Source organism: Sphingomonas sp. SDUR79 (assembly GCF_056821745.1).
In genome coordinates this window covers 708,660-730,903 of sequence record NZ_JBPDIN010000001.1, presented here as the reverse complement: position 1 = coordinate 730,903, position 22,244 = coordinate 708,660, and the positions used below count along the sequence as shown (strand labels likewise).

At 66.6% G+C, this 22,244-nt stretch carries 29 protein-coding genes; 10 read left to right on the top strand and 19 right to left on the bottom strand.

Annotated elements, in window-relative coordinates; translation table 11 throughout:
• Positions 1-56: 56 nt before the first annotated feature.
• The 7 genes from ACRYLO_RS03490 to thiE form a co-directional block, all read right to left on the bottom strand.
• Positions 57-947, bottom strand: coding sequence for a hypothetical protein (locus ACRYLO_RS03490; protein ID WP_482658892.1), 891 nt, complete (start codon positions 945-947; stop codon positions 57-59).
• Positions 944-1,759: an inositol monophosphatase family protein gene (locus tag ACRYLO_RS03485; protein WP_482658891.1), complete on the bottom strand. Its 816-nt coding sequence runs from the start codon at positions 1,757-1,759 to the stop codon at positions 944-946. The genes ACRYLO_RS03490 and ACRYLO_RS03485 overlap by 4 nt, the downstream gene beginning before the upstream one ends.
• A 124-nt stretch (positions 1,760-1,883) precedes the next feature.
• Complete coding sequence (gene efp, locus ACRYLO_RS03480) at positions 1,884-2,447, bottom strand: elongation factor P (protein ID WP_482658890.1); 564 nt, start codon at positions 2,445-2,447, stop codon at positions 1,884-1,886.
• A 55-nt stretch (positions 2,448-2,502) separates the two neighbouring features.
• Complete coding sequence (locus ACRYLO_RS03475; RefSeq protein ID WP_482658889.1) at positions 2,503-3,105, bottom strand: murein hydrolase activator EnvC family protein; 603 nt, start codon at positions 3,103-3,105, stop codon at positions 2,503-2,505.
• Complete coding sequence (locus ACRYLO_RS03470) at positions 3,102-4,130, bottom strand: L,D-transpeptidase family protein (protein ID WP_482658888.1); 1,029 nt, start codon at positions 4,128-4,130, stop codon at positions 3,102-3,104. Before ACRYLO_RS03470 ends, ACRYLO_RS03475 begins: the two co-directional genes overlap by 4 nt.
• 55 nt (positions 4,131-4,185) lie before the next feature.
• Positions 4,186-4,593 carry a low affinity iron permease family protein gene (locus tag ACRYLO_RS03465; protein ID WP_482658887.1) on the bottom strand — a complete coding sequence of 136 codons (408 nt, stop codon included), beginning with the start codon at positions 4,591-4,593 and terminating at the stop codon, positions 4,186-4,188.
• 18 nt (positions 4,594-4,611) lie between these two features.
• Positions 4,612-5,301, bottom strand: a complete 690-nt coding sequence (thiE, locus tag ACRYLO_RS03460; protein WP_482658886.1) for a thiamine phosphate synthase — start codon at positions 5,299-5,301, stop codon at positions 4,612-4,614.
• Between the two features lie 90 nt (positions 5,302-5,391).
• On the opposite strand from thiE, the gene ACRYLO_RS03455 reads away from it, so the two are divergent.
• On the top strand, positions 5,392-5,745 hold the full coding sequence (locus ACRYLO_RS03455; protein ID WP_482658885.1) for a hypothetical protein: 354 nt from the start codon (positions 5,392-5,394) through the stop codon (positions 5,743-5,745).
• Here ACRYLO_RS03455 and ACRYLO_RS03450 read toward each other — a convergent pair.
• From ACRYLO_RS03450 to tkt, 5 genes are all read right to left on the bottom strand, one after another.
• The gene (locus tag ACRYLO_RS03450; protein ID WP_482658884.1) at positions 5,742-6,644 is read right to left on the bottom strand and encodes a fructose bisphosphate aldolase; all 903 of its coding nucleotides are present in this window, start codon (positions 6,642-6,644) and stop codon (positions 5,742-5,744) included. The two genes, ACRYLO_RS03455 and ACRYLO_RS03450, sit on opposite strands and share 4 nt — an antisense overlap.
• 101 nt (positions 6,645-6,745) lie before the next feature.
• A complete protein-coding gene (locus tag ACRYLO_RS03445; RefSeq protein WP_482658883.1) occupies positions 6,746-7,936 on the bottom strand; it encodes a phosphoglycerate kinase in 1,191 nt (396 codons plus the stop codon).
• On the bottom strand, positions 7,933-8,388 hold the full coding sequence (locus ACRYLO_RS03440; protein ID WP_482658882.1) for an MOSC domain-containing protein: 456 nt from the start codon (positions 8,386-8,388) through the stop codon (positions 7,933-7,935). Before ACRYLO_RS03440 ends, ACRYLO_RS03445 begins: the two co-directional genes overlap by 4 nt.
• A gap of 286 nt (positions 8,389-8,674) precedes the next feature.
• Complete coding sequence (gene gap, locus ACRYLO_RS03435) at positions 8,675-9,682, bottom strand: type I glyceraldehyde-3-phosphate dehydrogenase (RefSeq protein ID WP_482658881.1); 1,008 nt, start codon at positions 9,680-9,682, stop codon at positions 8,675-8,677.
• A gap of 10 nt (positions 9,683-9,692) precedes the next feature.
• Entirely contained in the window at positions 9,693-11,657 is a 1,965-nt protein-coding gene (gene tkt / locus ACRYLO_RS03430) for a transketolase (protein ID WP_482658880.1), read from the bottom strand.
• A 146-nt stretch (positions 11,658-11,803) separates the two neighbouring features.
• Here tkt and ACRYLO_RS03425 point away from each other — a divergent pair, with 146 nt between their 5' ends.
• The 6 genes from ACRYLO_RS03425 to ACRYLO_RS03400 all read left to right on the top strand — a co-directional run bounded on the left by ACRYLO_RS03425 (position 11,804) and on the right by ACRYLO_RS03400 (position 13,985).
• A complete protein-coding gene (locus ACRYLO_RS03425) occupies positions 11,804-11,989 on the top strand; it encodes a hypothetical protein (RefSeq protein WP_482658879.1) in 186 nt (61 codons plus the stop codon).
• Positions 11,989-12,276, top strand: a complete 288-nt coding sequence (locus ACRYLO_RS03420) for a cell division protein ZapA (protein WP_482658878.1) — start codon at positions 11,989-11,991, stop codon at positions 12,274-12,276. The genes ACRYLO_RS03425 and ACRYLO_RS03420 overlap by 1 nt, the downstream gene beginning before the upstream one ends.
• 52 nt (positions 12,277-12,328) lie before the next feature.
• Positions 12,329-12,574: a type II toxin-antitoxin system ParD family antitoxin gene (locus ACRYLO_RS03415; protein ID WP_482658877.1), complete on the top strand. Its 246-nt coding sequence runs from the start codon at positions 12,329-12,331 to the stop codon at positions 12,572-12,574.
• On the top strand, positions 12,575-12,889 hold the full coding sequence (locus tag ACRYLO_RS03410; RefSeq protein ID WP_482658876.1) for a type II toxin-antitoxin system RelE/ParE family toxin: 315 nt from the start codon (positions 12,575-12,577) through the stop codon (positions 12,887-12,889).
• A 326-nt stretch (positions 12,890-13,215) separates the two neighbouring features.
• On the top strand, positions 13,216-13,770 hold the full coding sequence (locus ACRYLO_RS03405) for a 5-formyltetrahydrofolate cyclo-ligase (RefSeq protein ID WP_482658875.1): 555 nt from the start codon (positions 13,216-13,218) through the stop codon (positions 13,768-13,770).
• Positions 13,767-13,985 (top strand): DUF2842 domain-containing protein, encoded by a 219-nt coding sequence (locus tag ACRYLO_RS03400; RefSeq protein WP_482658874.1) that lies wholly within the window; start codon positions 13,767-13,769, stop codon positions 13,983-13,985. Before ACRYLO_RS03405 ends, ACRYLO_RS03400 begins: the two co-directional genes overlap by 4 nt.
• On the opposite strand, the gene ACRYLO_RS03395 is transcribed toward ACRYLO_RS03400, so the two are convergent.
• Positions 13,982-14,344, bottom strand: coding sequence for a PRC-barrel domain-containing protein (locus ACRYLO_RS03395; RefSeq protein WP_482658873.1), 363 nt, complete (start codon positions 14,342-14,344; stop codon positions 13,982-13,984). The genes ACRYLO_RS03400 and ACRYLO_RS03395 overlap by 4 nt on opposite strands.
• A 91-nt stretch (positions 14,345-14,435) precedes the next feature.
• On the opposite strand from ACRYLO_RS03395, the gene ACRYLO_RS03390 reads away from it, so the two are divergent.
• Positions 14,436-16,313, top strand: a complete 1,878-nt coding sequence (locus ACRYLO_RS03390) for a M1 family metallopeptidase (RefSeq protein WP_482658872.1) — start codon at positions 14,436-14,438, stop codon at positions 16,311-16,313.
• 90 nt (positions 16,314-16,403) lie between these two features.
• Positions 16,404-17,660 (top strand): sensor domain-containing phosphodiesterase, encoded by a 1,257-nt coding sequence (locus ACRYLO_RS03385; RefSeq protein ID WP_482658871.1) that lies wholly within the window; start codon positions 16,404-16,406, stop codon positions 17,658-17,660.
• Positions 17,661-17,664: 4 nt separating this feature from the next.
• Here ACRYLO_RS03385 and ACRYLO_RS03380 read toward each other — a convergent pair whose 3' ends face one another.
• The 6 genes from ACRYLO_RS03380 to ACRYLO_RS03355 are packed head-to-tail and all read right to left on the bottom strand — an operon-like array spanning position 17,665 to position 21,256.
• Positions 17,665-17,829, bottom strand: a complete 165-nt coding sequence (locus tag ACRYLO_RS03380) for a hypothetical protein (protein WP_482658870.1) — start codon at positions 17,827-17,829, stop codon at positions 17,665-17,667.
• 9 nt (positions 17,830-17,838) lie between these two features.
• Positions 17,839-18,093 carry a hypothetical protein gene (locus ACRYLO_RS03375; RefSeq protein ID WP_482658869.1) on the bottom strand — a complete coding sequence of 85 codons (255 nt, stop codon included), beginning with the start codon at positions 18,091-18,093 and terminating at the stop codon, positions 17,839-17,841.
• Between the two features lies 1 nt (position 18,094).
• A complete protein-coding gene (locus tag ACRYLO_RS03370; protein ID WP_482658868.1) occupies positions 18,095-18,430 on the bottom strand; it encodes a DUF423 domain-containing protein in 336 nt (111 codons plus the stop codon).
• A complete protein-coding gene (locus ACRYLO_RS03365) occupies positions 18,427-20,247 on the bottom strand; it encodes a monovalent cation:proton antiporter-2 (CPA2) family protein (protein ID WP_482658867.1) in 1,821 nt (606 codons plus the stop codon). The genes ACRYLO_RS03370 and ACRYLO_RS03365 overlap by 4 nt, the downstream gene beginning before the upstream one ends.
• Entirely contained in the window at positions 20,247-20,684 is a 438-nt protein-coding gene (locus ACRYLO_RS03360; RefSeq protein WP_482658866.1) for an iron-sulfur cluster assembly scaffold protein, read from the bottom strand. Before ACRYLO_RS03360 ends, ACRYLO_RS03365 begins: the two co-directional genes overlap by 1 nt.
• On the bottom strand, positions 20,681-21,256 hold the full coding sequence (locus tag ACRYLO_RS03355) for a CvpA family protein (RefSeq protein WP_482658865.1): 576 nt from the start codon (positions 21,254-21,256) through the stop codon (positions 20,681-20,683). Before ACRYLO_RS03355 ends, ACRYLO_RS03360 begins: the two co-directional genes overlap by 4 nt.
• A 102-nt stretch (positions 21,257-21,358) precedes the next feature.
• Here ACRYLO_RS03355 and ACRYLO_RS03350 point away from each other — a divergent pair, with 102 nt between their 5' ends.
• Positions 21,359-22,240 carry a DMT family transporter gene (locus ACRYLO_RS03350; protein ID WP_482658864.1) on the top strand — a complete coding sequence of 294 codons (882 nt, stop codon included), beginning with the start codon at positions 21,359-21,361 and terminating at the stop codon, positions 22,238-22,240.
• Positions 22,241-22,244 lie beyond the last annotated feature (4 nt).

Here is a 22,244-nt window from a genome sequence, read left to right as displayed (position 1 = left end):
GATGGCAGGGGGGCATCAAGGGCGGAAACCCGTGAGAATCACTCGCAACTAGAGCGCTATGGGAGGCGAAAGGCGACTAGCGTATTCGCACTGCGCGGCGGTTGGTCCGGCTTGCTCGCCGCGGGCCAGCCGGCATCGGCTACCACGAGCAGCCGGCTGCCATCCAGGGCGAGCTGAGTCGGGTCGGCAAGCGGCGCACCGCGATGAACGACCGTGACGTCGATCTGCGCACCGTTGATGCGGAAATGGATCAACGATCCGGGGCTGCTGCCGTTATGGATCGCGTAATAGTCCGCACCGACGCGAACCAGACCATCGAGCCCACGCAGCGGTTTGCCATCCGGCATCGGCAGCAAGGTCCGCACCTTCGTCTTCAGATCGACGGTTGCGACGCCACGGCCATAGTCGGCGACGATCAGGTGCTCGCCATCGGCCGCGAGCGCAGTCCCCTGCGCCGAACGCGCAACGCCGGGGGCGATCAGCGGGTCGAGCGTGGTGCCGTTTAGGCGATAGACCGCGCCGTTGAGACCATCGGAAACGAACACCGCGCCGCCCGCCGCGGAAACATCGCCGGGGTGAAAGCCGGGTCCGGCCGAGAGCTTCGCCTTGAGCCGCCCCCTGCGGTCGAGCGCGACCAACGCGCCGGAGTCGCACTTCGCGACGCCGGGAAGATCGGGACAATCGGTGGCGACCCATAGCCAGCTACGACGCGCGTCCCATGCCAGCCCCAGCGGGTGCAGCGTCCCGGCCGGCATTGCGATGCTGGTCACAACATCTGCGCGCCGGACCAGAATAGTGCGATCAAGCACGCTCGACAGCCAGATCGTCGCGCCATCGGTCGCGACCCCTTCGATCAGGCGATGCTGCGCGGGGGCGGAATAGACGGTTTCGGGAGCGTCCGCCGTGGCCGTCAGGGCCAGCAGCAGCAGCGCCCCCGCGCGGATCACCGCAGCGATCCGGCCAGCAGCTTGTGCAGCTTGGAATGGATCGCGTCGTTCGCGGCGAGGATTTCGCCCTTGGCATGGGCATTGTCGGTGCCGCGGAAATCGGTGACGAACCCGCCCGCTTCCTTGACCAGCAGGATGCCCGCCGCGGTGTCCCACGGCTTGAGGCCGCTTTCCCAGAAGCCGTCATAGCGGCCCGCCGCGACCCAGGCGAGGTCGAGCGCGGCCGAGCCGAAGCGGCGGATGCCGGCGACTTCGGGCGCGACCGCACCGAAAATGCGGCTCCATTCGGCGAAATTGCCATGGCCCATGAACGGAATGCCGGTGGCGATCAGCGTATCGGCGAGATCGCGGCGCGACGAGACGCGCAGCCGCTGGTCCTGAACCCATGCACCGCGGCCCTTTTCGGCCCAGAAGCTCTCATCGGTGATCGGCTGATAGACATAGCCATGGGTGATTTCGGGCTTGCCCTGGCTGCCATGCGGATCCTCGACCGCGATCGACATGCAGAAATGCGGGATGCCGTGGAGGAAGTTGGTGGTGCCGTCGAGCGGATCGATGATCCAGCGCGGCTTGTCGGGATCGCCCGCGATCTGCCCGCGCTCCTCGACCAGGAAGCCCCAATCGGGCCGCGCCTTGCGCAGTTCATCGATCAGCGTGTCCTCGGCGCGCTTGTCGGCCATCGACACGAAATCCGCCGGCCCCTTGCGGCTGACCTGCAGCTGCTGGACTTCGTTGAAGTCACGCCGCAACCGCGGCCCCGCCTTGCGCGCGGCACGCTCGATGACGGTGATGAGGCCGGAATGGGAAACCATCGAACTTCTCCCCCCTCCCGTATGCGGGAGGGGTTGGGGGAGGGCCTGTCAGCAATCAGCGGAGGGTCGTGAGGCCACGAACACGCCCTCCCCTAGCCCCTCCCGCAAGCGGGAGGGGAACCGGTCAATCCGCCCGGCGGACGTAGGTCTGCTCGTACACATCGACCACGATGCGCGTGCCGCTGGCGATGTGCGGCGGGACCATGATGCGGACGCCATTGTCGAGGATCGCGGGCTTGTAGGACGACGATGCCGTCTGCCCCTTCACCACCGCGTCGGCCTCGACAATCGTCGCTTCGATCGTGTCGGGCAGCTGGACGCTGATCGCCTCATCGTCATACAGCTCCATGACGACATCCATGCCGTCCTGCAGGAACGCAGCCGCGTCACCGAGCAGGTCGCGCGGCAGCGTGGTCTGGTCATAGGTTTCCTTGTCCATGAACACGAGCATGTCGCCTTCAGGATAGAGGAACTGGAAATCCTTGGTGTCGAGGCGGATGCGCTCGACCGTTTCGGCCGAGCGGAAGCGGACGTTGTTCTTGCGACCGTCGCGGAGATTCTTCATCTCCACCTGCATATAGGCGCCGCCCTTGCCCGGCTGGGTGTGCTGGATCTTGACCGCGCGCCAGATGCCGCCTTCATATTCGATGATGTTGCCGGGACGGATGTCCACGCCGCTGATCTTCATGGGGATCGCCTACAGTGCTGAGAAAGAACAGGCGCGGCCCATAGGCTCCGGCCCCTCAAAAGGCAAGCAGCGGATAGGGGTCCACCGGCGTCCCCTGATGCCAGCGCTCGCCGGGCGCCATGCGCGACACGCCGAAATGCAGGTGGTAGTTGCCTGCGCCCGAATTGCCGGTGTCGCCGACATAGCCGAGCGTTTCGCCTGCGCGCAGCACCCTGCCCTCCGCGATCCCGGGCGCATAACCGGCGAGATGGGCGTAATAATAGATCCATCCACCATCGACCGAGCGCTGGTACAGGCTGATCCCGCCACCGCCGTTGGAGTAGAACAGTTTTTCCACCCGCCCGTCGGCTGCTGCGACTACCCGCGTGTTGGCGGGGGCCATGATATCGAGCCCCTGATGCGCGCGCTCGCCGTCGCCGCGCGGCTCGCCCCAGTTGCTGCGCAACGACGTGCGTGCGACCCCCGCGACAGGAACCAGCAGACTAGCGGAATGCGCGGCCAAGACCGTAGGCGCAACCGCGGGCGGGAGTGGGGGTTCGGGCGGCGGTTGAGCGGTGGCGGAACTCGGCTCGACTATCCGGATCGTCGCAGCGAGGAACGCGACGACCGCGACCGCGCAGCCCCCCGCCACCCACAAGGCGATCCGCAGCTTGCTCATTCCTGAAAGATCACCGGCGTGCCCGGCGACACCATCAGCGCCAGCCGCGCCGCGTCCCAGTTGGTCAGGCGGATACAGCCATGGCTCTCGCTCCGCCCGATCAGATGCGGTTCGGGCGTGCCATGGATACCGTAATGCTCCTTGCTCAGGTCGATCCATACCACGCCGACCGGGCTGTTCGGGCCGGGGGGCAGCAGCGCGTCGGGCTTCTTGTCGCTGACGTCCCAGAACAGCTTGGGATTGTAGTGAAAATCGGGGTTGGTCGCGACGCCATTGACCTTCCAGCTGCCGATCGGCAGCGGGTCGCGCTTGCTCCCCGTGGTGACGTTGAACTGCGCCGCGAGCATCCCTTTGCCGTCGAACACGCGCAGCACCTTGTCCGACTTGTCGACGACGATCCGGTTCGCCTTGGGCTGGACCGCGTTGACGTTGAGGTCGGTCAGCGTCTTGCGCCATTCCGGCTTCATATCGGCTGGAAAGGCCTGCGACGCGGGGATTGCGTTGGGGAACTCGACCGGCACTCCGGGTGCCAGGCGCGTGTCAGGGCTGTTGAGCTCGATCAGCACTTGCGGCGTCGTATGAAACATCTCCGCCAGCTTTTCGAGCGCGCTGCGATAGCCCATCGTGTTGAGCTTCGATTGCGCCTGCGGGTCGCGCGGCCAGGGACGGATGAACGGCCCTGCGAGCATCTCGGACGTCAGTCGGACAATCCGTGTCGGGCGGATGGCGCGATGTGCGTGCAGCGCCTGTAACGTGCGTGCATCGGTCTTGCCGGTCACCGGGATCTGCCGCGTGATCTGGAATGCCTTTAGGGCAGCAGTCAATCCTGGCCCCTCACGCCCGTCCAGAGGGCCGGGGGGAAAACCGAGATGGTCGAGGATGACCTGGACATGCAGAATGTCGCGGCTGAGCGCTGGCTTGGCCGGAGCCGTCTTTGGCGCAGCGCCACTCTGGGCCTGAACCGCCACCGCGCCACCCGTCGCGATCCCAGCCGCCGCGATCAATCCTGCAACACCCTTACGCACACCTATTCTCCGTCTCGTTACAGCGGGATAACGAGGCAACATCGGCGCGGTTGCATCAATAGCGGTTGCGCAACCGATCGACCGTCGCGGCGGGATGGGCCGATGGATCCTCGCGCACCTCGATCTCGATCGCGGCGCGGATCGCCTCGATCTCGGTATCGCTGCGATGTTCGATGCCGATGAACTCGTTGCGCGCGCCCTCCATCGCCCGGATCAACTCGTCAAGCTTGGCCTGCAGCGCCGCCGCGTCGCGATTTTGCGAATTCTGGATCAGGAACACCATCAGGAAGGTGACGATGGTGGTCGAGGTGTTCACGATCAGCTGCCACGTGTCCGAAAAGCCGAACACCGGCCCCGTCAGGCCCCAGCCGATAATCAGCAGCACCGCGACGATGAACGCCACCGGCTGCCCCGCCAGCGCGGCGATGCGCCCGGCAACGATCGTGAACACCCGGTCGAGCATCTAAGCTTCCCCCGTCGATCAGCGTACTGCGTTCAGCACGGCATCGAATGCGCGCACCGCCGCAGCCTCGTCCCCGCTCCACACCGCGCCCGACACCGCAATAAAGTCGGCACCGGCGCTCACCAGCGGCGCGGCATTGTCCGGCGTGATCCCGCCGATCGCTACGCATGGAATCTCGAACACCGTCGTCCACCACGACAGGATCGCGGGATCGGGACGATGCGTCGTCGCTTTGGTCGTAGTCGGGTAAAAGGCGCCGAACGCGACATAATCCGCCCCCGCCTCACCCGCTTCCATCGCAAGATGGCGGCTGTCATGGCAGGTCACGCCGATCTGCGCCGCCGGGCCGAGCACCGAACGTGCCTCACGCGGGTCGCCATCGCCCTGCCCCAGATGCACGCCATCCGCGCCCAGCCTCTTGGCCAGGCTGATGCTGTCATTGACGATGAACGCCACCTCGCGGTCGGCGCAGATCCGCAGCAGCGGCTCGGCGAGGCGGGCCGCTTCGTGCTGATCGACATCCTTGACGCGGAACTGGAACGCCGCGACCGGCCCGGCGTCGAGTGCGCGGGCGAGCCGGTCGGGGAAGTCGCCATCCACGTCGAGCGGCGAGATCAGGTAGAGCTGGCAGGGCGGGCGGCTGTCGTCGCGCTTGAATTGCGCAGCGAATTCGGGGCCGAGCGGCGGCAGGTCGTCATCATCGATCATGTCGCGCTGATAGAGCCTCGCTGCGCAGACCGGAAGCGGTTCATTGCGCGGTCAGCCTCGACGGCGCAGGCTTGCACCATGATCTGCTCGATGATTGCACCCACCCTGCTCGCCGCTGCCTGTGCCGAGCTTCCACCGCAGCCGGTGACGGCCGGAGTTCGCCTGCATCACTGGACGCGGACCGGTCCGCTGCGGCTGCGCGCCGACAAGGTCGTTGAGGACAGCCGCTGTCCGATGAATGCACGGTGCATCCATGCCGGGCGGGCGATCGTCCGGGTGACGATCCGCGATGGCCGCAAGCCCCGATCGCTGGACCTGACGCTGGGCGAGCCGGCCCGGGTTGGCGGGTGGACGGTGACGCTGGTCGCCGTGTCGCCGGAGAAGATGGCGGGCCAGCAACGGCCGCCCGCCCCCTATCGCTTCGCCTTCCAGGTCAGCCGTTAGGCGGTCACCGTCTTTCGCGTCGACGCGCCATGGATCGCGTCGATCGCCTCGCCCAACGACGCGTCGAATTCGGCGTCGGTCATGCCGTGGCGCAGATCCTCAAGCAGCGCGCGGCTGAAGCTGGCGATCATGCCGCGGTTCCTGGCGAGCTGGGCACAGGCTTCGGGGCGCTTGAAGCCGCCGGACAAAGCCACCACGCGCAGCACCTTGGGATGATCGACCAGCGAATCGAACAGGCCGGGGGTGGCGGGGATCGACAGCTTGAGCATCACCTGCTGCCCCTCGGGCAGTGCGTCGAGTGCCTTGAGGATCTCGTCACGCAGGATCGCGTCGGCCTGCGCGCGTTCGGGCGACTTGATGTTCACCTCTGGCTCGATGATCGGCATCAAGCCGTGGCCGATCACCTGAGCGCCGATTTCGAACTGCTGCTTCACCACCGCCGCAATGCCCTCGGCATTGGCGAGGTTGACGACAGAGCGTTCCTTGGTGCCGAACACGCCGAGGCCCTTTGCCTTGGTGAGCAGCGCGTCGAGATCGGGCATCGGCTTCATCAACTGGACGCCATTTTCCTCTGCCTCCAGCCCCTTGTCGATCTTGATGAAGGGGACCACGCCGCGCTCGATCAGCGCCGCCGGGGTCGACTTGCCATCGACCTGTCCGTCCATCGTGCGTTCGAACAGGATCGCGCCGATCACCTTTTCGCCCGTGAAGCAGGGCGATGTGATGATGCGGCTGCGCATCGCGTGGATCAGGCCGAACATCTCCTCGTCGGTCGACCAGGCATCGTCGGCGACGCCATAGCCGGCCAGTGCCTTGGGCGTCGAACCGCCGGACTGGTCGAGCGCGGCGATGAAGCCGTTACCTTCGGCGATCTTGGCGGTCATTTCGGCGGTGTTCATGGTCACGGTCCCTGTTCCGACACTTTGTTGCGCGGCCTATTGCAGCGCGGCAACGCGCTGAAAAGCCTGACAACGATAGCCAACCCGCCGAAAAATCGCGGTCAGCGCGTCAGCGCCGCCACGCCGGGCAGTTCCTTGCCCTCCATCCATTCGAGGAACGCGCCGCCGGCGGTGGAGACGAAGCTCATGTCGCCCGCGACGCCGGCCTGATTGAGCGCCGCGACCGTATCGCCGCCCCCGGCGACCGAGACCAGCGAGCCTTCCTTGGTCAGCGCGGCGACGGTGTGGGCGAGGGCCATGGTGGCGGTGTCGAACGGCTTGGTCTCGAACGCGCCGAGCGGGCCGTTCCAGACGAGCGTGCGGCAATTCTTGAGCACGTCCGCCAGCGCCTCGCTCGCCGCCGGGCCGATGTCGAGGATCATCTCGTCGGCGGCAACTTCATGCACGTTGCACGTGCGCAGCGACGGCGGATTGGCGGCGAATTCCTTCGACACCACCACGTCATAGGGCAGATGGATCGTGCAGTTCGTCTTGTCCGCAGCGTCGAAGATTTCTTCCGCCGTGCCGGTCAGGTCATGCTCGCACAGCGACTTGCCGACATCGACCCCGCGCGCGGCGAGGAAGGTGTTGGCCATGCCGCCGCCGATGATCAGGTGATCGACCTTCCCCACCATTGCCTTGAGCACATCGAGCTTGGTCGACACCTTGGCCCCGCCGACGACCGCCGCAACGGGGTGGTCGGGGTTGCCCAGCGCCTTGTCGAGCGCGTCGAGTTCGGCCTCCATCTGGCGTCCGGCGAAGGCGGGCAGACGGTGCGCCAGCCCCTCGGTCGAGGCATGGGCGCGGTGCGCGGCGGAGAAGGCGTCGTTGACATAGAGGTCGCCGAGTGCGGCGAAGCGGTCGACCGTGGCGGGGTCGTTCTTTTCCTCACCGCCGAAGAAGCGGGTGTTTTCGAGCAGGCCGATGTCGCCGGGCTGAAGCGTCGCGACCGACTCGGCGTCGCCCTCCCAGTCGATATAGCGGACCTCACGACCCAGGACCTGGCTGAACGGGCGGGCAAGCTGCGCGGTCGAATGCTCGGGGCTCGGCACCTTGGGGCGGCCGAAATGGGCGAGGATCAGGACGATCGCGCCCTTGTCCGCCAGTTCGGCGACGGTCTGGACAGCCGCTCGGAAGCGGTTGTCGTCGGTGACGGCGCCATCGGCCATCGGCACGTTCAGGTCTTCGCGCACCAGCACCCGCTTGCCGGTGATGTCGCCCATATCGTCGAGGGTCTTGAATGCACGCGTCATGGTTCGATCCTGATGCTGTCGCCGACGGCAATGGTGCCGGGCGTGATGACTTTGGTGAGCGCGCCGCCGCGCCAGTCGGGGGTGAGCGCGGCGCGGAGGCCTTCGGCCAGCGCCTCCATCCGCTCACACGGTTCGGTCTCGCAGGTGATTTCGAGGACGACGTCCGCGCCGATGCGGATGCGGACGCCGGGGGTCTGGGGCAGGTCGAAGCCTTCGACCAGCAGATTGGCGCGGCGCTGTTCCCAGGAGATCGAATGGCCGACCTGTGCCATCGCGGCGTCCCAGTCGGCGGCTTCGATCAGGCTGACCTGGCGCTTATAGGGCTTGCCCTTCATCGCGCCGCGAAAATCGCCGCCGATCCCGCCTTCGAGCGTGACGGTGGCGTGGTCGATGGTCTCCATCGGCCCCTTGGGGATGGCGTGGCGGGCGATTCCCGCGATGCGGCCGGTCATGCGATCGCTCCGGTTGGGCGGGTAGCGAGGTACCCGTTCCTGACAAGTCTGACGTTTTTCGCCATGTATGCGCGGGTGTCAGGCTGACGGTTGAGGCTGCCGGTTGCGGTCGGGAGGGGGTGACGCTGCGTCATGGTTCGACCCTAACCGAAACGGGCGGCTGTAGGAAAGCGGCCGCCTGCCGATCCGGTAGTTCGGCGGGGTGACAGGCCCTCCCCCAGCCCCTCCCGCAAGCGGGAGGGGCGCGTATTGCGCCCTACCGCTTGCGGCAGTGTCACTGCTTGGTTCAGCCCAGCTTGGCCATGGTGCTGGCGGTGTCGACCATGCGGTTCGAGAAGCCCCATTCATTGTCGTACCAGCTGACGACGCGGACGAGCTTGCCGTCGATGACGGCGGTTTCGAGGCTGTCGATGGTCGAGCTGGCCGGGTTGTGGACGATGTCGATCGAAACGAGCGGCTCGTCGCTGAACGCGAGCACGCCGACCAGCGGGCCGCTTTCCGCCGACGCCTTGAGGATCGCGTTGACCTCTTCCTTGGTCGTGTCGCGCTTCGGCGTGAAGGTCAGGTCGATCAGCGAGCCATCCGGCACGGGGACGCGCACCGACGAACCGTCGAGCTTGCCCTTGAGCTCGGGCAGCACTTCGCCAACCGCGCGGGCAGCGCCGGTGGTGGTCGGGATCATGCTCATCGCCGCAGCGCGGGCGCGGCGCATGTCCGAATGGATCTGGTCGAGGATCTTCTGATCGTTGGTGTAGGCGTGGATCGTGGTCATCAGGCCACGCTCGATCCCGATGCTGTCGTTCAGCACCTTGGCCACCGGGGCGAGGCAGTTGGTGGTGCACGATGCGTTCGACACGATCGTGTGGCCGGCCTCAAGCTTGTCATGGTTGACGCCATAGACGACGGTCAGGTCGACATCCTTGCCGGGGGCCGAGATCAGCACCTTCTTTGCGCCGGCATCGATATGCTTCTGGCAGCTGGCGCGGTCGGTGAAGAAGCCGGTGCATTCGAGGACGAGATCGACGCCGTTCGCGGCGTGCGGCAGGTTGGCGGGATCGCGCTCCTTGGTCACCTTGATGCGCTTGCCGTCGATGATGATGTCATCGCCGTCGGCCGATACGGTGCCGGGGTATTTGCCGTGCACGCTGTCGCGGCTGAACAGCCAGGCGTTCGACTTGGCATCGGCCAGATCGTTGATCGTGACCAGTTCCAGACCGCTTTCCGGGCGCTCCAGGATCGCCCGCGCCACCAGGCGTCCGATGCGTCCGAACCCGTTGATCGCAACCTTCGTCATTCGTCTCTCCTTAAGCGGCAAGCCGTGCAATAATCTGTGGGGCGATCGCGTCAGCGGTCAGCCCGAAATGGCGGTAAAGGTCTTCGGCGGGACCCGACGCGCCGAAGCCGTCGATGCCGAAGTTGAGGCCGTCGAGGCCGGTGTAACGCTGCCACCCGAAGGTACTGCCGGCCTCGATCGACACGATCAGCGCGTCGGTGGGCAGCAGATCGGCGCGATAGGCGGCGGGCTGGGCGTCGAACGCCTCGGTGCAGGGCATGGACACGACATCGGCACCGATGCCCTGAGCTTCAAGGGCGGTACGAATATCGGCGGCAATTTCAACTTCCGAGCCGGTGGCGAGCAGCACGACCTTGCGCGCGGCCTGTGCCGACTGGAGGCGGTAGCCGCCCTTGGCGATATCGGCGACCTGCGTCGCATCGACCAGCGGGCGCAGATTCTGGCGGGTCAGCACCAGCATCGACGGGCCGTCGGTAGTGCGCAGCGACAGGTCCCAGGCGGCAGCGGTCTCGACCGCGTCGCACGGACGCCAGACGTTGAGGTTCGGCATCGCGCGCAGGCTCTGCAGATGCTCGATCGGCTGATGGGTCGGGCCGTCTTCGCCCAGGCCAATGCTGTCATGCGTCATCACATAGACGACGCGCGCGCGCTGGAGCGCCGAGAGGCGGATCGCGCCACGCGCATAGTCGGAGAAGACGAGGAAGGTGCCGCCATAGGGGATGATCCCGCCATGCAGCGCCATGCCGTTCATCGCCGCGGCCATGCCGAATTCGCGGATGCCGTAATAGACATAGCGGCCGGCATAGTTTTCGGCCGTCAGCGGCCCGGTTGCCTTGGTCTTGGTGTTGTTGGAGCCGGTCAGGTCGGCCGAGCCGCCGATCAGTTCGGGCAGGTTTTCGGTCAGCGGCTCAAGCGCCATTTCGCTCGACTTGCGCGTCGCGACCTTGGGCGGGTTGGCGAGCAGGTCGGCGATATAGCTGTCGAGGTCGAAGTCCGGCAGCTCGCCCGCCATGCGACGCTCGAACTCGGCGCGGTCGGCATGGGCGGCGAGGCGCGCAGTCCAGTCCGCCTTTGGGGCGGCACCGCGCTTGCCGGCGTCTGCCCACGCGGCGGCGATGTCGGCAGGGATTTCGAACGGTTCGTGGGTCCAGCCGAGCGCTGCGCGGGCGGCGGCGACTTCTTCCGAGCCGAGCGGTGAGCCATGGACCTTGCTGGTCCCGCCCTTGTTCGGGGCGCCCTTGCCGATCACCGTCTTGCAACGGACCAGCGAGGGGCGCGGGTCGGCGAGCGCGGCGTCGAACGCGGCGGCGATGCTGGCGGGATCATGGCCGTCGCAGGCGACGACGTGCCAGCCGGTCGCTTCGTAGCGGGCAGGAATATTCTCGCTCGACGACAGCGACACCTTGCCGTCGATGGTGATGTCATTGTCGTCCCACAGCACGATCAGCCGACCGAGCTTGAGATGCCCGGCAAGGCCGATCGCTTCGTGGTTGATGCCCTCCATCAGGCAGCCGTCACCCGCGATCACCCAGGTGCGGTGATCGACGATGCTGTCATCGAACACGGCATTGAGGTGACGCTCGGCCAGCGCCATGCCGACCGCCATGGCGAGGCCCTGACCGAGCGGGCCGGTGGTGCATTCGACGCCGGGCAGCTCGAAATTCTCGGGATGGCCGGCGCACGGGCTGCCGACCTTGCGGAAGTTCTTGATGTCATCGAGCGTCGGGCGAGCATAGCCGGTCAGGTGCAGCAGCGAATAGATCAGCATCGAGCCGTGGCCAGCCGACAGCACGAAGCGGTCGCGGTCGGCCCATTTGGGATCGGCGGGATCGTACTTCAGATAGTCGCTGAACAGGACGGTCGCGACATCGGCCATGCCCATCGGCATGCCGGGATGGCCCGAATTGGCGGCCTCCACCGCGTCCATCGACAAAGCGCGAATGGCGTTGGCGCGGTCGGCGAATGAAATGGTCACGGCATATCCCCTATCGGGCCTGCGCGCGTCGCGTTGAGTCTCGCCACGGCCCGGCGAATCGAAGTTGGCGTGCCAATGGGGCGCGCGGGCGCAGTCGTCAACCGCGCGGGGTTGCGGCGCGGATAAAGCCACCCTATCCACCCGGCATGGCGGATGCGGAACCCTCCGCGCTCGATCGGATCGAGCGCGCGCTTACGCGGATCGAGGCTGCGGCTGCGCGCCGCGCATTCGATGCCGAGCGGCTGGAACGCCGGCACGCAGCGCTGCGCGGCAAGGTCGAACAGGCGATCGTCGCACTCGATGCGCTGATCGCAGAAGAGGGCGAAGGCTGATGGGCCAGGTCACGCTGACCATCGCCGGACGCAGCCACAGCATCGCCTGCCGCGATGGCGAGGAACTGCATCTCGAGCGGCTGGGCGCGTTGCTGGAACGCCATGCCGACACGGCGGTGCGCGCGTCGGGTGGCCTGAGCGGCGAGCGGACGATGCTGTTCCTGGCGCTGATCTTGGCCGACCAGCTGGACGAGGCCGAGCGCAACCCGCCGGGGGGCGTATCACCGGTGCTGCTCGAGAATCTGGCGGATCGGCTGGAGGCGGTCGCGGCGGCGCTGGAGCAATAACGAAAATTGCGCATTTTATGTTATTGGGCCATCATCGGATCAGGAGGTTGCCATGAACGTATCGATCGGTGAACGCTGGGAAGGATTCGTCGACAGCATCGTCAAGTCGGGCCGCTATGGCTCGGCAAGCGAGGTCGTGCGGGAGGGGTTGCGGCTGGTGGAGGAGCGCGAGGCGAAATTGCAGGCTTTGCGCGACACCCTGAACGCGGCGATTGAGGCTGGTGGCGAGCGGACGCCGGAACAGGTCGACGCGCATCTCGCACTTGTGCGCAAGGATCTTGTCGCGCGGGGCTATTGAGTGCGTCGCCTGATTTTTCTGCCAACGGCAGAGCAAGATTTGGGCGACATTTACACGGAAATCGCGATTGGTAGCTCACATCTGACAATCGCCGACGGCTTCATCGCAAAGCTGCGCGACCGGTGCGAGCGGATCGCGAGCCTGCCGGGCACACTCGGGACCGCGCGGCCAGAATTGCGCTCCGACATTCGGTCGGTGTCAGAGCAGGGTTATGTGATCTTCTTTCGCGACGTGCCCGAGCGGGTCGAGATTGTCCGCATCATCGAGGGCCATCGCGATGTCGCGGCGCAGTTCGACCCGCCGCAATCGCATTGAATTTAGCCGCATCCCGACCTAGATTGGTGTCGGCGGGTACTGCCCGGTGCGAGCTTTAGCGATTATCCCTGAGGCGATTCATCATCCATGGGGGCTGTCCCTGCTCAGGTCCTGGCCTGTGGCACATGGTCCCCACCTGACGTAAAACGGCGTCAGAGGATATTCAAGCACACGGCCCATGGTGGTCCCGCCAACTGATGGGGCAGCGAAGCTGCGCGGTGCCAGCCCGCTCCCCCACCCGGCCACCCATAGGATACTGGCGTTGGGTGGCCGGGTGGGGGAGCGGGCTGGCCCCGCCGCCTCGCCGGAGGCGAGACGCAGAGATCATGGCTGACGATAAACGAACCCTGCGCGCCCGGATGCGCGCGTTGCGCGATGAGTTCGCGATGACCATCGGCGGGGTGATCGAGCCGCCCCCTGCCCTGCTCGCGCGGTTCGGCCCGGGCGTTACCGTCTCTTCCTATATTCCAGTGGGCAGCGAGGCCGATCCGACCGCGATTGCCTGGGCTGCGAGGGAAGCGGGGTGCACGATCGTCTTGCCGCACGTAACCAGTCGCGCGTCACCGGTGCGCTTTTTTGCGTGGGGACCCGAACATGCGCTGGTCGATGGACCGCTGGGACTGCGCCAGCCGGATGACAGCGGCGTCGAGTGCGATCCCGATATCGTGCTGACCCCGTTGCTGGCGTTCGACGCGGCGATGAACCGGCTCGGTCAGGGTGCGGGTCATTATGACCGGGTGTTCGAGCGGCTGCCCGATGCGTGGCGGATCGGGGTCGCCTGGTCGGTCCAGCAGGTCGGAGGGCTGGCGACCGACGCGTGGGACATGCCGTTACACGGGGTGGTCACCGAGGCCGCCGCGCATGGCGAGGCGGCGGCATGACCCCGTCCTGGCGCAAGCCCATGGGCGCTTTCGCGATCATTGCGCTGATCGTCGTGTGGTGCGTGGCGGTGGCGAGCCTGTCGCGCATTGTGGGCGAATGGCCGGTCCTCATCCAGCTGGTCTTTTACGTCTTCACGGGGATCGTGTGGATCCTGCCGCTCAAGCCGTTGCTGCTGTGGATGGAGACCGGCCGCTGGCGCCGCCCGCGCGACTAGAGCGCGGGGACCCCGTAATAGTCGTAGACCTCTTGCCCGTAAGCGCGGTCGTAGCTCGGCTCTTCGCCTTCGCGATCATAATTCGGCGCGTTTTCGAGCTTGTCGCGGCTGAGCGACACGACATAGCCGTCCTTGTCGGTGTCGTAGGTCAGCGCCTGCCATGGCACGGGATAATGGCGGTGGCCGATGCCGAGAATGCCGCCGAACGCCATTACGGCATATTCGGCGCGGCCCGAGACCTTGTCGACCATGAAGCGCTCGACATGGCCGAGCTTTTCGCCGCTGGTGTCATAGACGCTGGTGCCTTCGACCCGGTCGGAAGCAATCAGGCTGTTCGGGCTGTCGACGGCGGTGTTCATCGCATCTCTCCTTCAATTTCAGGGATATGCGCAACCAACGCATGAGCGCCGCGCTTGTGCCGAACGAAATCGGGTCGTAGCAGTTGCGACCATGCGTATCCTGACCCTCGCAGCCGTGCTGCTCGCCTCCGCCGCCCCCGCCCTCGCCCACGCCCAGACCGCCCAGGTCGCGCCGGTCCTGACCACGCCCGAAGCGAAGGATGTGTGGACCTATGCCCGCCCCGCCGAAGCGCGGGTGACGCATGTCGACCTGGACCTGCACATCGATTTTGCAAGCAAGACGATCAGCGGCGTCGCCGTGCTGGATGTCACGGCGGCCAAGGGTGCAAAGGAGATCGTGCTCGATACGCTCGACCTCACCATCACCGAGGTGACCGACGAACAGCGCGTCAAGCTGCCGCACACGGTCGGCCCGAAGGACCCGCAGCTGGGCAGCCCGCTGACCATCCAGCTCAACGGCGCGAAGAAGATCCGCATCGCCTATAGCGCCAGCCCCGGCGCGCGGGCGTTGCAGTGGCTGACCCCGGCACAGACGCAGAGCAAGACCCTGCCCTTCCTCTTCAGCCAGGGTCAGGCGATCAACAATCGCAGCTGGATCCCGACGCAGGACAGCCCCGGCATCCGCCAGACATGGTCCGCGACGATCACCGTGCCGGATGGGTTCGTGCCGGTGATGAGCGGACAGATGCTTGACGGCGCGACGGGCAAGCTGGTCCCGCATTACCGCCGCCAGTTCCGTTTTCGGATGGACAATCCGGTGCCGCCATACCTGATCGCAATCGCGGTCGGAGACCTGAAGTTCAAGGAAATCGGCCCGCGCAGCGGCGTATGGGCCGAGGCGGGGATGATCGACGCGGCCGTGTCCGAATTTGCCGATGTCGAAAAGATGATCGACGCGGCGCAGGCGCTGTACGGCCCCTATCGCTGGGGCCGCTACGACATGCTCGTCCTGCCGCCCTCCTTCCCCTATGGCGGGATGGAGAACCCCAACCTCACTTTCTTCACCCCGACGATCATCACCGGCGACCGGTCAAACACCGATGTGCTGGCGCATGAGCTGGCGCATAGCTGGTCGGGCAATCTCGTCACCAACGCGACCTGGTCGGACGGCTGGCTGAACGAGGGGTTCACCACCTATTTCGAGAACCGGATTATGGAGGCGCTGTACGGCAAGGAGCGCGCGGCGATCTATTCCGACCTCGATTATGCCGGGATGCTGCGCGACGTGAAGAGTGCCGGTGGCGATAGCGCGCCGTCGACGCGACTGCATGGCGCGCCGGGCGATAGCGCGGGGCAGCTGGATTACCTCAAGGGCAGCACCTTCCTGCGCACGATCGAAGTTGCGGTCGGGCGGGAGCGGTTCGACGCCTATCTGCGCGGCTATTTTGACCGCCACGCATTTCAGCCGCAGACCAGCGCCGGGTTCCTGGCCGATATCCGCACGCATCTGATCAAGGGCGACAAGGCGCTCGAAGCCAAGCTGCAGCTCGACCGCTGGGTGTATCAGCCGGGCGTGCCGTCGAATGCGGTGCAGGTGAAGTCAGACACGCTGGCCAAGGTCGACGCGCAGCTTGCCGCGTTCAACGCGGGCGGTCCGGCGGCGGCGATCGACACGGCGGGATGGCAGACGCAGCAATGGCAGCGGTTGCTGGGCGGGCTGCCCCGCCAGCAGAGCGCGGCGCGGCTGGCCGAGCTGGACGCGGCGCTGGGACTGACGAAATCGCAGAATGCCTATGTCCAGTCGGCATGGTTCGATCTGGCGATTGCCAACCGCTATGAGCCGGTGATCCCGGCGCTGGAGGAATATCTGACGCGCGTCGGCCGCAATTTGCTGGTGACGCCGCTCTATCGTGGGCTGAAGGCGCAGGGCGAGTGGGGCACGCCGATTGCCGAGCGGATTTTCCAGAAGGCAAAGCCCGGATATCACCCGGTGACGGTGGGCGCGGTGACGCGCATTTTGGGTAGCTGAGTCGATCGCCGCTGACCAAATCTTCATATTATTTCGGCCAAAGTTCGAACGAAACGCGACAGAATTCGCGGTACGAACGGGGTTGAATTGATGGTCGAGGGCGAGACGCTTGGCGCAACCGCACTGCGCGAGATTATTTCTCACGCCAGTGAGGCAACGAGTTCGGACGCGATCATCGCCCGCGCGTTGCAGGCGGTGCGTGCGCATCTGGGGCTGCAGGTCGCCTATGTCTCAGAGTTTGTCGGCAATGATTCGGTGTTTCGCGTCGTCGACGCGCCGGGGCTGGAGCATCTGGCCAAGGCGGGCGACGTGCATTCGCTCGACGATGTCTATTGCCGCCACATTCTGGCCGGGCGGCTGCCCGAGTTGATCCCCGACACCGCCGCCGAGCCGATTGCGATGGCGATGCCGATCACCGCCGCCGTGCCGATCGGGGCGCATGTCAGCGTGCCGATCCGCCTGTCGGACGGGCGCACCTATGGCATGTTCTGCTGCCTTGGCCCCTTTGCAAGTCCCACGCTGAACCCGCGCGACCTGGGCATGATGCGCGCCTTTGCCGACCTGGCCGCGTTCGAGATCGAGCGCGATCTGGGCAATCGCGAGGAAGCGGCGGCGTCGCGCGGCGCGATCGAGCAGGTCATGGCCGAAGGGCTGATGGAGATTCACTATCAGCCGATCTTCAGCCTCTCGCAGGGGCGGCCCGCCGGCTATGAGGCGCTGGCGCGGATTACGGTCGAGCCGTACCGTTCGCCCGACAAATGGTTCAATCAGGCCAATCTGGTCGGCATGGGCGAAGCGTTCGAGCTGTTCGCGATCGACCGCGCGTTGCAGGGCCTGTCGCAGTTGCCCGACCATGCCTATCTGTCGGTCAATGCCAGCCCGGCGACGGCGATGTCGCCCGAGCTGCCCGGGATCCTGCGCCGCGCACCGCTGGACCGCGTGGTACTGGAAGTCACCGAGCATGACCGGGTTTCGGACGTCTGCACGCTGCTCGACCGGCTCGCGCCGCTGCGCGCCGAGGGGCTGAAGATCGCGGTGGACGATGCGGGGTCCGGCTATAGCGGGCTGCAGCAGATCATCCAGATGCGCCCCGATCTGGTGAAGCTCGACCGCTTTCTGATCGAGGATATCCAGCATGATCCGGGCCGCCGCGCGCTGGCCGCCGGGTTGATGATGTTCGCACGCGATACCGGCAGCCGTCTGATTGCCGAAGGTGTCGAGCGCGAGGATGAGCTGGCGGTGCTGCGCGCGCTCGGCATCGACCTGATCCAGGGGTATTTGCTGGGGCGGCCGCAGTCGCTTGCGGCGATGCGGGATGCGGCGACTGAGCTGCGCGCGGCCGGCTGACCCGCTACAGGCTGCGCTTGCCCTTGGTCCGCCCGGTCAGGTGAAAGCCGAAACAGCGGTCGCAGCGATAGGGGCGCAGGGTGATGGTCGCGGCCAGTGCGGCCGTGACCGCCTTCCCTTCATCCGCGAACCTCCGCTTGCGGCGGCAGACGCTTAGCCGCGTGCGCATGCAAATGCCTTATTGGAGACAATGGCCGAGCAAATGCGCCAATAGCTCCGACGTAATGGCTGCCGGAATGAACAGCGGCCACAACCCGGCTGCGGCAAGCGCCTTGCCCCGCCAAGCCGGAAACGCCGCCAGCGCGACAGCGACCGGCGGGAGTGTCCAATAGACCAAATTGTGAACGCCCCGGCTTCCGGCGAACGCCATTCCGAACGAGATCGCGATATCCAGCGCGAGCACCGCGCCCGCTGCGAAGAGGATGCGGCGCATTCTACCCGCCCCGGAGCGCGTGCCATGCCAGCCACAGCCAGCCGACGATCAGCGCGGTGCCGCCGATCGGGGTGATCGCGCCGAGCCAGCGCGGTGCGCCGAATGCCATGGCGTAAAGCGTGAAGGCAAAGATCGCGGCCCCGGCGACGAACAGCCAGCCCGCGCCCCTCGCGCCCATCTGCACCGCGACGAGGGCGGCGACGACATGGATCAGTTGATAGGTTGCGCCGGTGCGCAGCCATTCGGCCGCCTTGCCCTCTGCGCCATGCGCGCCAAATGCGCCTGCGCCGACCGCGATGGCGCCGGAGAGCGCGGCAAGAGCGGCCAGCCAGTTCATCCGCACTCACTCCCGGTCGCGGGCTTGGGCTCCAGCGGATCGGGCGCGTCGCGCCGGCCGGGGCGCCAGTCGAGGTCGGGATCGCCGATGATCGCTTCACGCGCGGCGACAAGGCTGCCGGCTTCGTGCTGGATGCGAAGCCGTTCGCGGTCGCGGCGGCGGTAGAGATCCTCGGTACGCTCGATCTCCTCGATATCGACGCCGACCGCAGCCATCGCCTTGCGCGCCATGACGATGGCGGATTCGAGCACTTCGCGCACGACGCCGCTTGCAGGCGTACCCTTGAGCTTCAACAGCGCGCGGCGGTCATAAGCGCGCACGAAGATCGATGCGTTGGGGAAGGATTCGTGGACCGCCTCGACCAGTTCCGGTTCGATCTTGTCGCCGTCGAGGCAGAACAGGATCAGCTGCGCGTCGCCCGCCCCGGCCTGCCGCAGCATGTCGATGCGGGTGCCGTCGCCATAATAGACCTTGGCGCCGAACTGGCCGGCGATGTCGATCATCTCGATATCGGTGTCGATCAGCGTGACGGCGATGCCCTGAGCATTCAGCATCTGGCCGACCGTCTGGCCGAAGCGGCCATAGCCGACGATCAGCGCGCTCGATCCGTCCGACACCGGGCCGTCGCGCTCGCCCTGCGCCTCGACCGCATCGGCGCGGAAGCGTTTGGTGAACATCATGAGGAACGGCGTGGTGGCCATCGACAGGGTAACGACCGCGCTGAACACGCTGACCGCCTCGGGGGCGATCAGCAGCGCGTTCTGCGCCTGCGCGAACAGGACGAAACCGAATTCGCCGCCCTGGCTGAGCAACAGGCCGAGGCCCAGCGCCTGACGCCACGGCATGCGGAACGCCATGGCGAGGCCGGTGATGACGAGGGTCTTGGTCGCGATCAGCGCTGCGGCCATGCCGAGCACGAATACCGGGCGTTCGGCGATGGCGGACAGGTCGAGCATCATGCCGACCGACAGGAAGAACAGGCCGAGCAGGATCGAACGGAAGGGCTCGATATCCGCCTCCAGCTCGTGCCGATAGGGGCTGTCGGCGAGCATCACGCCGGCGATGAACGCGCCGAGTGCGGTGGAGAGGCCGATCGACTGCATCAGCGCGGCGGCGCCGACCACGGTGAACAGGCCGGCGAACACGAACAATTCGCGCTCGCCCCAATTGCCGATCAGCTTGAACAACGGGCGCAGCAGATAGCGGCCGGCCAGCACCAGCCCGGTGATCGCCGCGACGGTGTAGATGGCGAGCAGCCAGCCCGGAGGGCCCTCTGCATCCGCCGGATTGCGGCTCAAGATCGCGATGATCGTGATCAGCGGGACGATCGAGATGTCTTGGAACAGCAAAGTCGAGAAGGCACGCTCGCCGAACGGGGTGCGCATGCGACCGGCGCTTTGCAGCATCGGGAGCACCTGCGCGGTTGAGGAGAGCGCCAGTGGGAGGCCGAGCGCGAGCGCGGCGGAGACCGAAAAGTTCGCGCCGAACCCGATCACGACGCTGAGCGCCAGGCCGCACAGCACGACCTGCAGCAGGCCGAAGCCGAAAATGTCGCGCTTCATCCGCCACAGCCGCGACGGGCTGAGTTCGAGGCCGACGAGGAACAGCAGCAGGGCGATGCCGAATTCGGCGATGCCCATCTTGCTTTCCGCGCCGCCGACGAGCCCGAGCACTTGCGGGCCGACCAGGGCACCGGCGACAAGATAGCCGAGCGTCGCGCCCAGCCCCATGCGGCGGAAGATCAGGACGAACAGCAAAGCGAAGCCAAGCAGCGGGGCGCTTTCGGCGACAAAGCTATGGGCGGCACCGTGGTCCATCAGGCGGCCTTTTCGGTGCTGGCGCGGGTGGCGGCTTCGGCGACCGCCTCGAACGCGAGGCGGATCGAGGGGTGGCGGGCGCTGTGCGGGAGGGCGGGAGCGAAGAGGTCGAGGCCGGGCCAGTCGGGCGAGGCGCCACCCTCCCCCGCCAGCCAGCGGGTCAGCGCGTCGCGGGCGGCGTCGAGTTCGGCGGGGGTGCGACCGATGGCGTGCGCGCCCATCAGCGATGCCGAAGCCTGTCCCAGCGCGCAGGCGCGGACCTGCATCCCCAGCGCTGCGACGCGGCCTGATCCGTCGAGGTCGACATCGACGGTTACGCGGCTGCCGCACACGGGCGAGCGCTTCTCAACACTCGCCATCGGGTTGGGCAGGCGCTGGTGATGCGGAATGGTGGCGGCGAGCCGCAGGATGTCAGTATTGTAGAGCGGAGCCGTCATGGCTCCGATGTAACCGCGTCCGACCCGTTCGCAAGCTCTGCGGCATCGGTTTCATTGCCGAACACCGGTTCTCCCCGGCGACGGCGGTCGACGAATTCGGCGATGCTGGCGCTGGTAGCGTTGAGCAGCGGATAGGTACGGCCGGCGGTCATCCATTCGGGGCGCTTGGCCGGGCCGCCGCTGACCGTGTCGACCGCGAGCGCGACAAGCAGGAAGGCGAGGCTGGCGAGGATCAGCCCCTTTACCGCGCCGAAGCCGAGTCCGAGCGCGCGGTCGATGGGCCCAAGAAAGCCCGAGCGGGTACGCGATCCGATCGCATTGGCGACCACGCGCCCGCCGAAATAGGCGATGCCGCCAAGCAGCGCGAAGGCGAGCACCGCCGCCCCCTGCACCGTCCCGACCGGCTCGGCCAGCGCGGCGGCAACGGGGGTGTGGAGGAAGCGGATTGCTGCGACGACCAGCAGCCACGCCATCAGCGACAGCACTTCGGTGACGAAGCCGCGCATCACGCCGGTGATCGCCGCCGCCCCCACGCCCAGCAGCACCAAGATGTCGATTGCCGTCAGTCCCATTGCGCGCCTCCCCGCCCTGCCCGCCTCATAGCCGCCGCGTGCGGCTTGTCGAAGCCCCGATTTGTGCGCATGGGCGCTTCACATCGCCATCGGGATCTCCGCATGACCGCCCATCACCCGCTCCGCGGCGCATCCTTGTTCATTTTCGGGCTGTTGCTGTTTGCGTGCCTCGACGTCACCGTCAAATATCTGGGGGCTCGGTACGATGTGCCGCTGATCGTCGCGATCCGCTATGCCGGCAACCTGGTGCTGATGACCGCGCTGCTCGCGCCGCGTCGCGCTCCCGAGATGCTCCGTACCAAGCGCACTGGATGGGTGATCGTGCGCGGGCTGGCACTGTCGATCGGATCGCTGTCGATTGGCCTCGCGCTGCAGCGGATGCCGGTGGCCGAGACCAGCGCGATCCTGTTCTTTGCCCCGGTGGTGGTGATCCTCGCCGCCGGGCCGCTGCTTGGCGAGAAGGTCGGCGTGGCGGGGATCGGCGCTGCGGCGCTGGGCTTTGTCGGCGTGCTGTTCATCGTGCGGCCCGGCGGTGGGCTCGATCCGGTCGGGGTTATGCTCGCCGGGGTCGGGATGGTCACCACGAGCATCTATCAGCTGTTGTCGCGCAGCCTGGCGCGGACCGAGAGCACGATCGCGATGCTGTTCTACACCACGCTGACCGGGACGGTGATCTTTGGCGCGATGGCACCGTGGTTCATCCCCGACCGGATGCCCGACGGGTTCGACCTGCTGCTGTTGCTCAGCCTGGGCGTCTATGGCGGGCTGGGCCATTTCCTGTTCACCGCGGCCTATCGCGACACGCCGGCGTCGGTGCTGGCGTCGCTCAACTATCTGCAATTGCTGTTCGTCGCGCTGCTCGGCTGGCTGATCTTCGCCCACATGCCCGATCGCTGGAGCATGACCGGCATGGCGATCATCGCCGCGTCGGGCATCCTCGCCGCGTGGCGCGCACGGCGTCCACCGGTGAAGCGGAGCGTGTGACGCG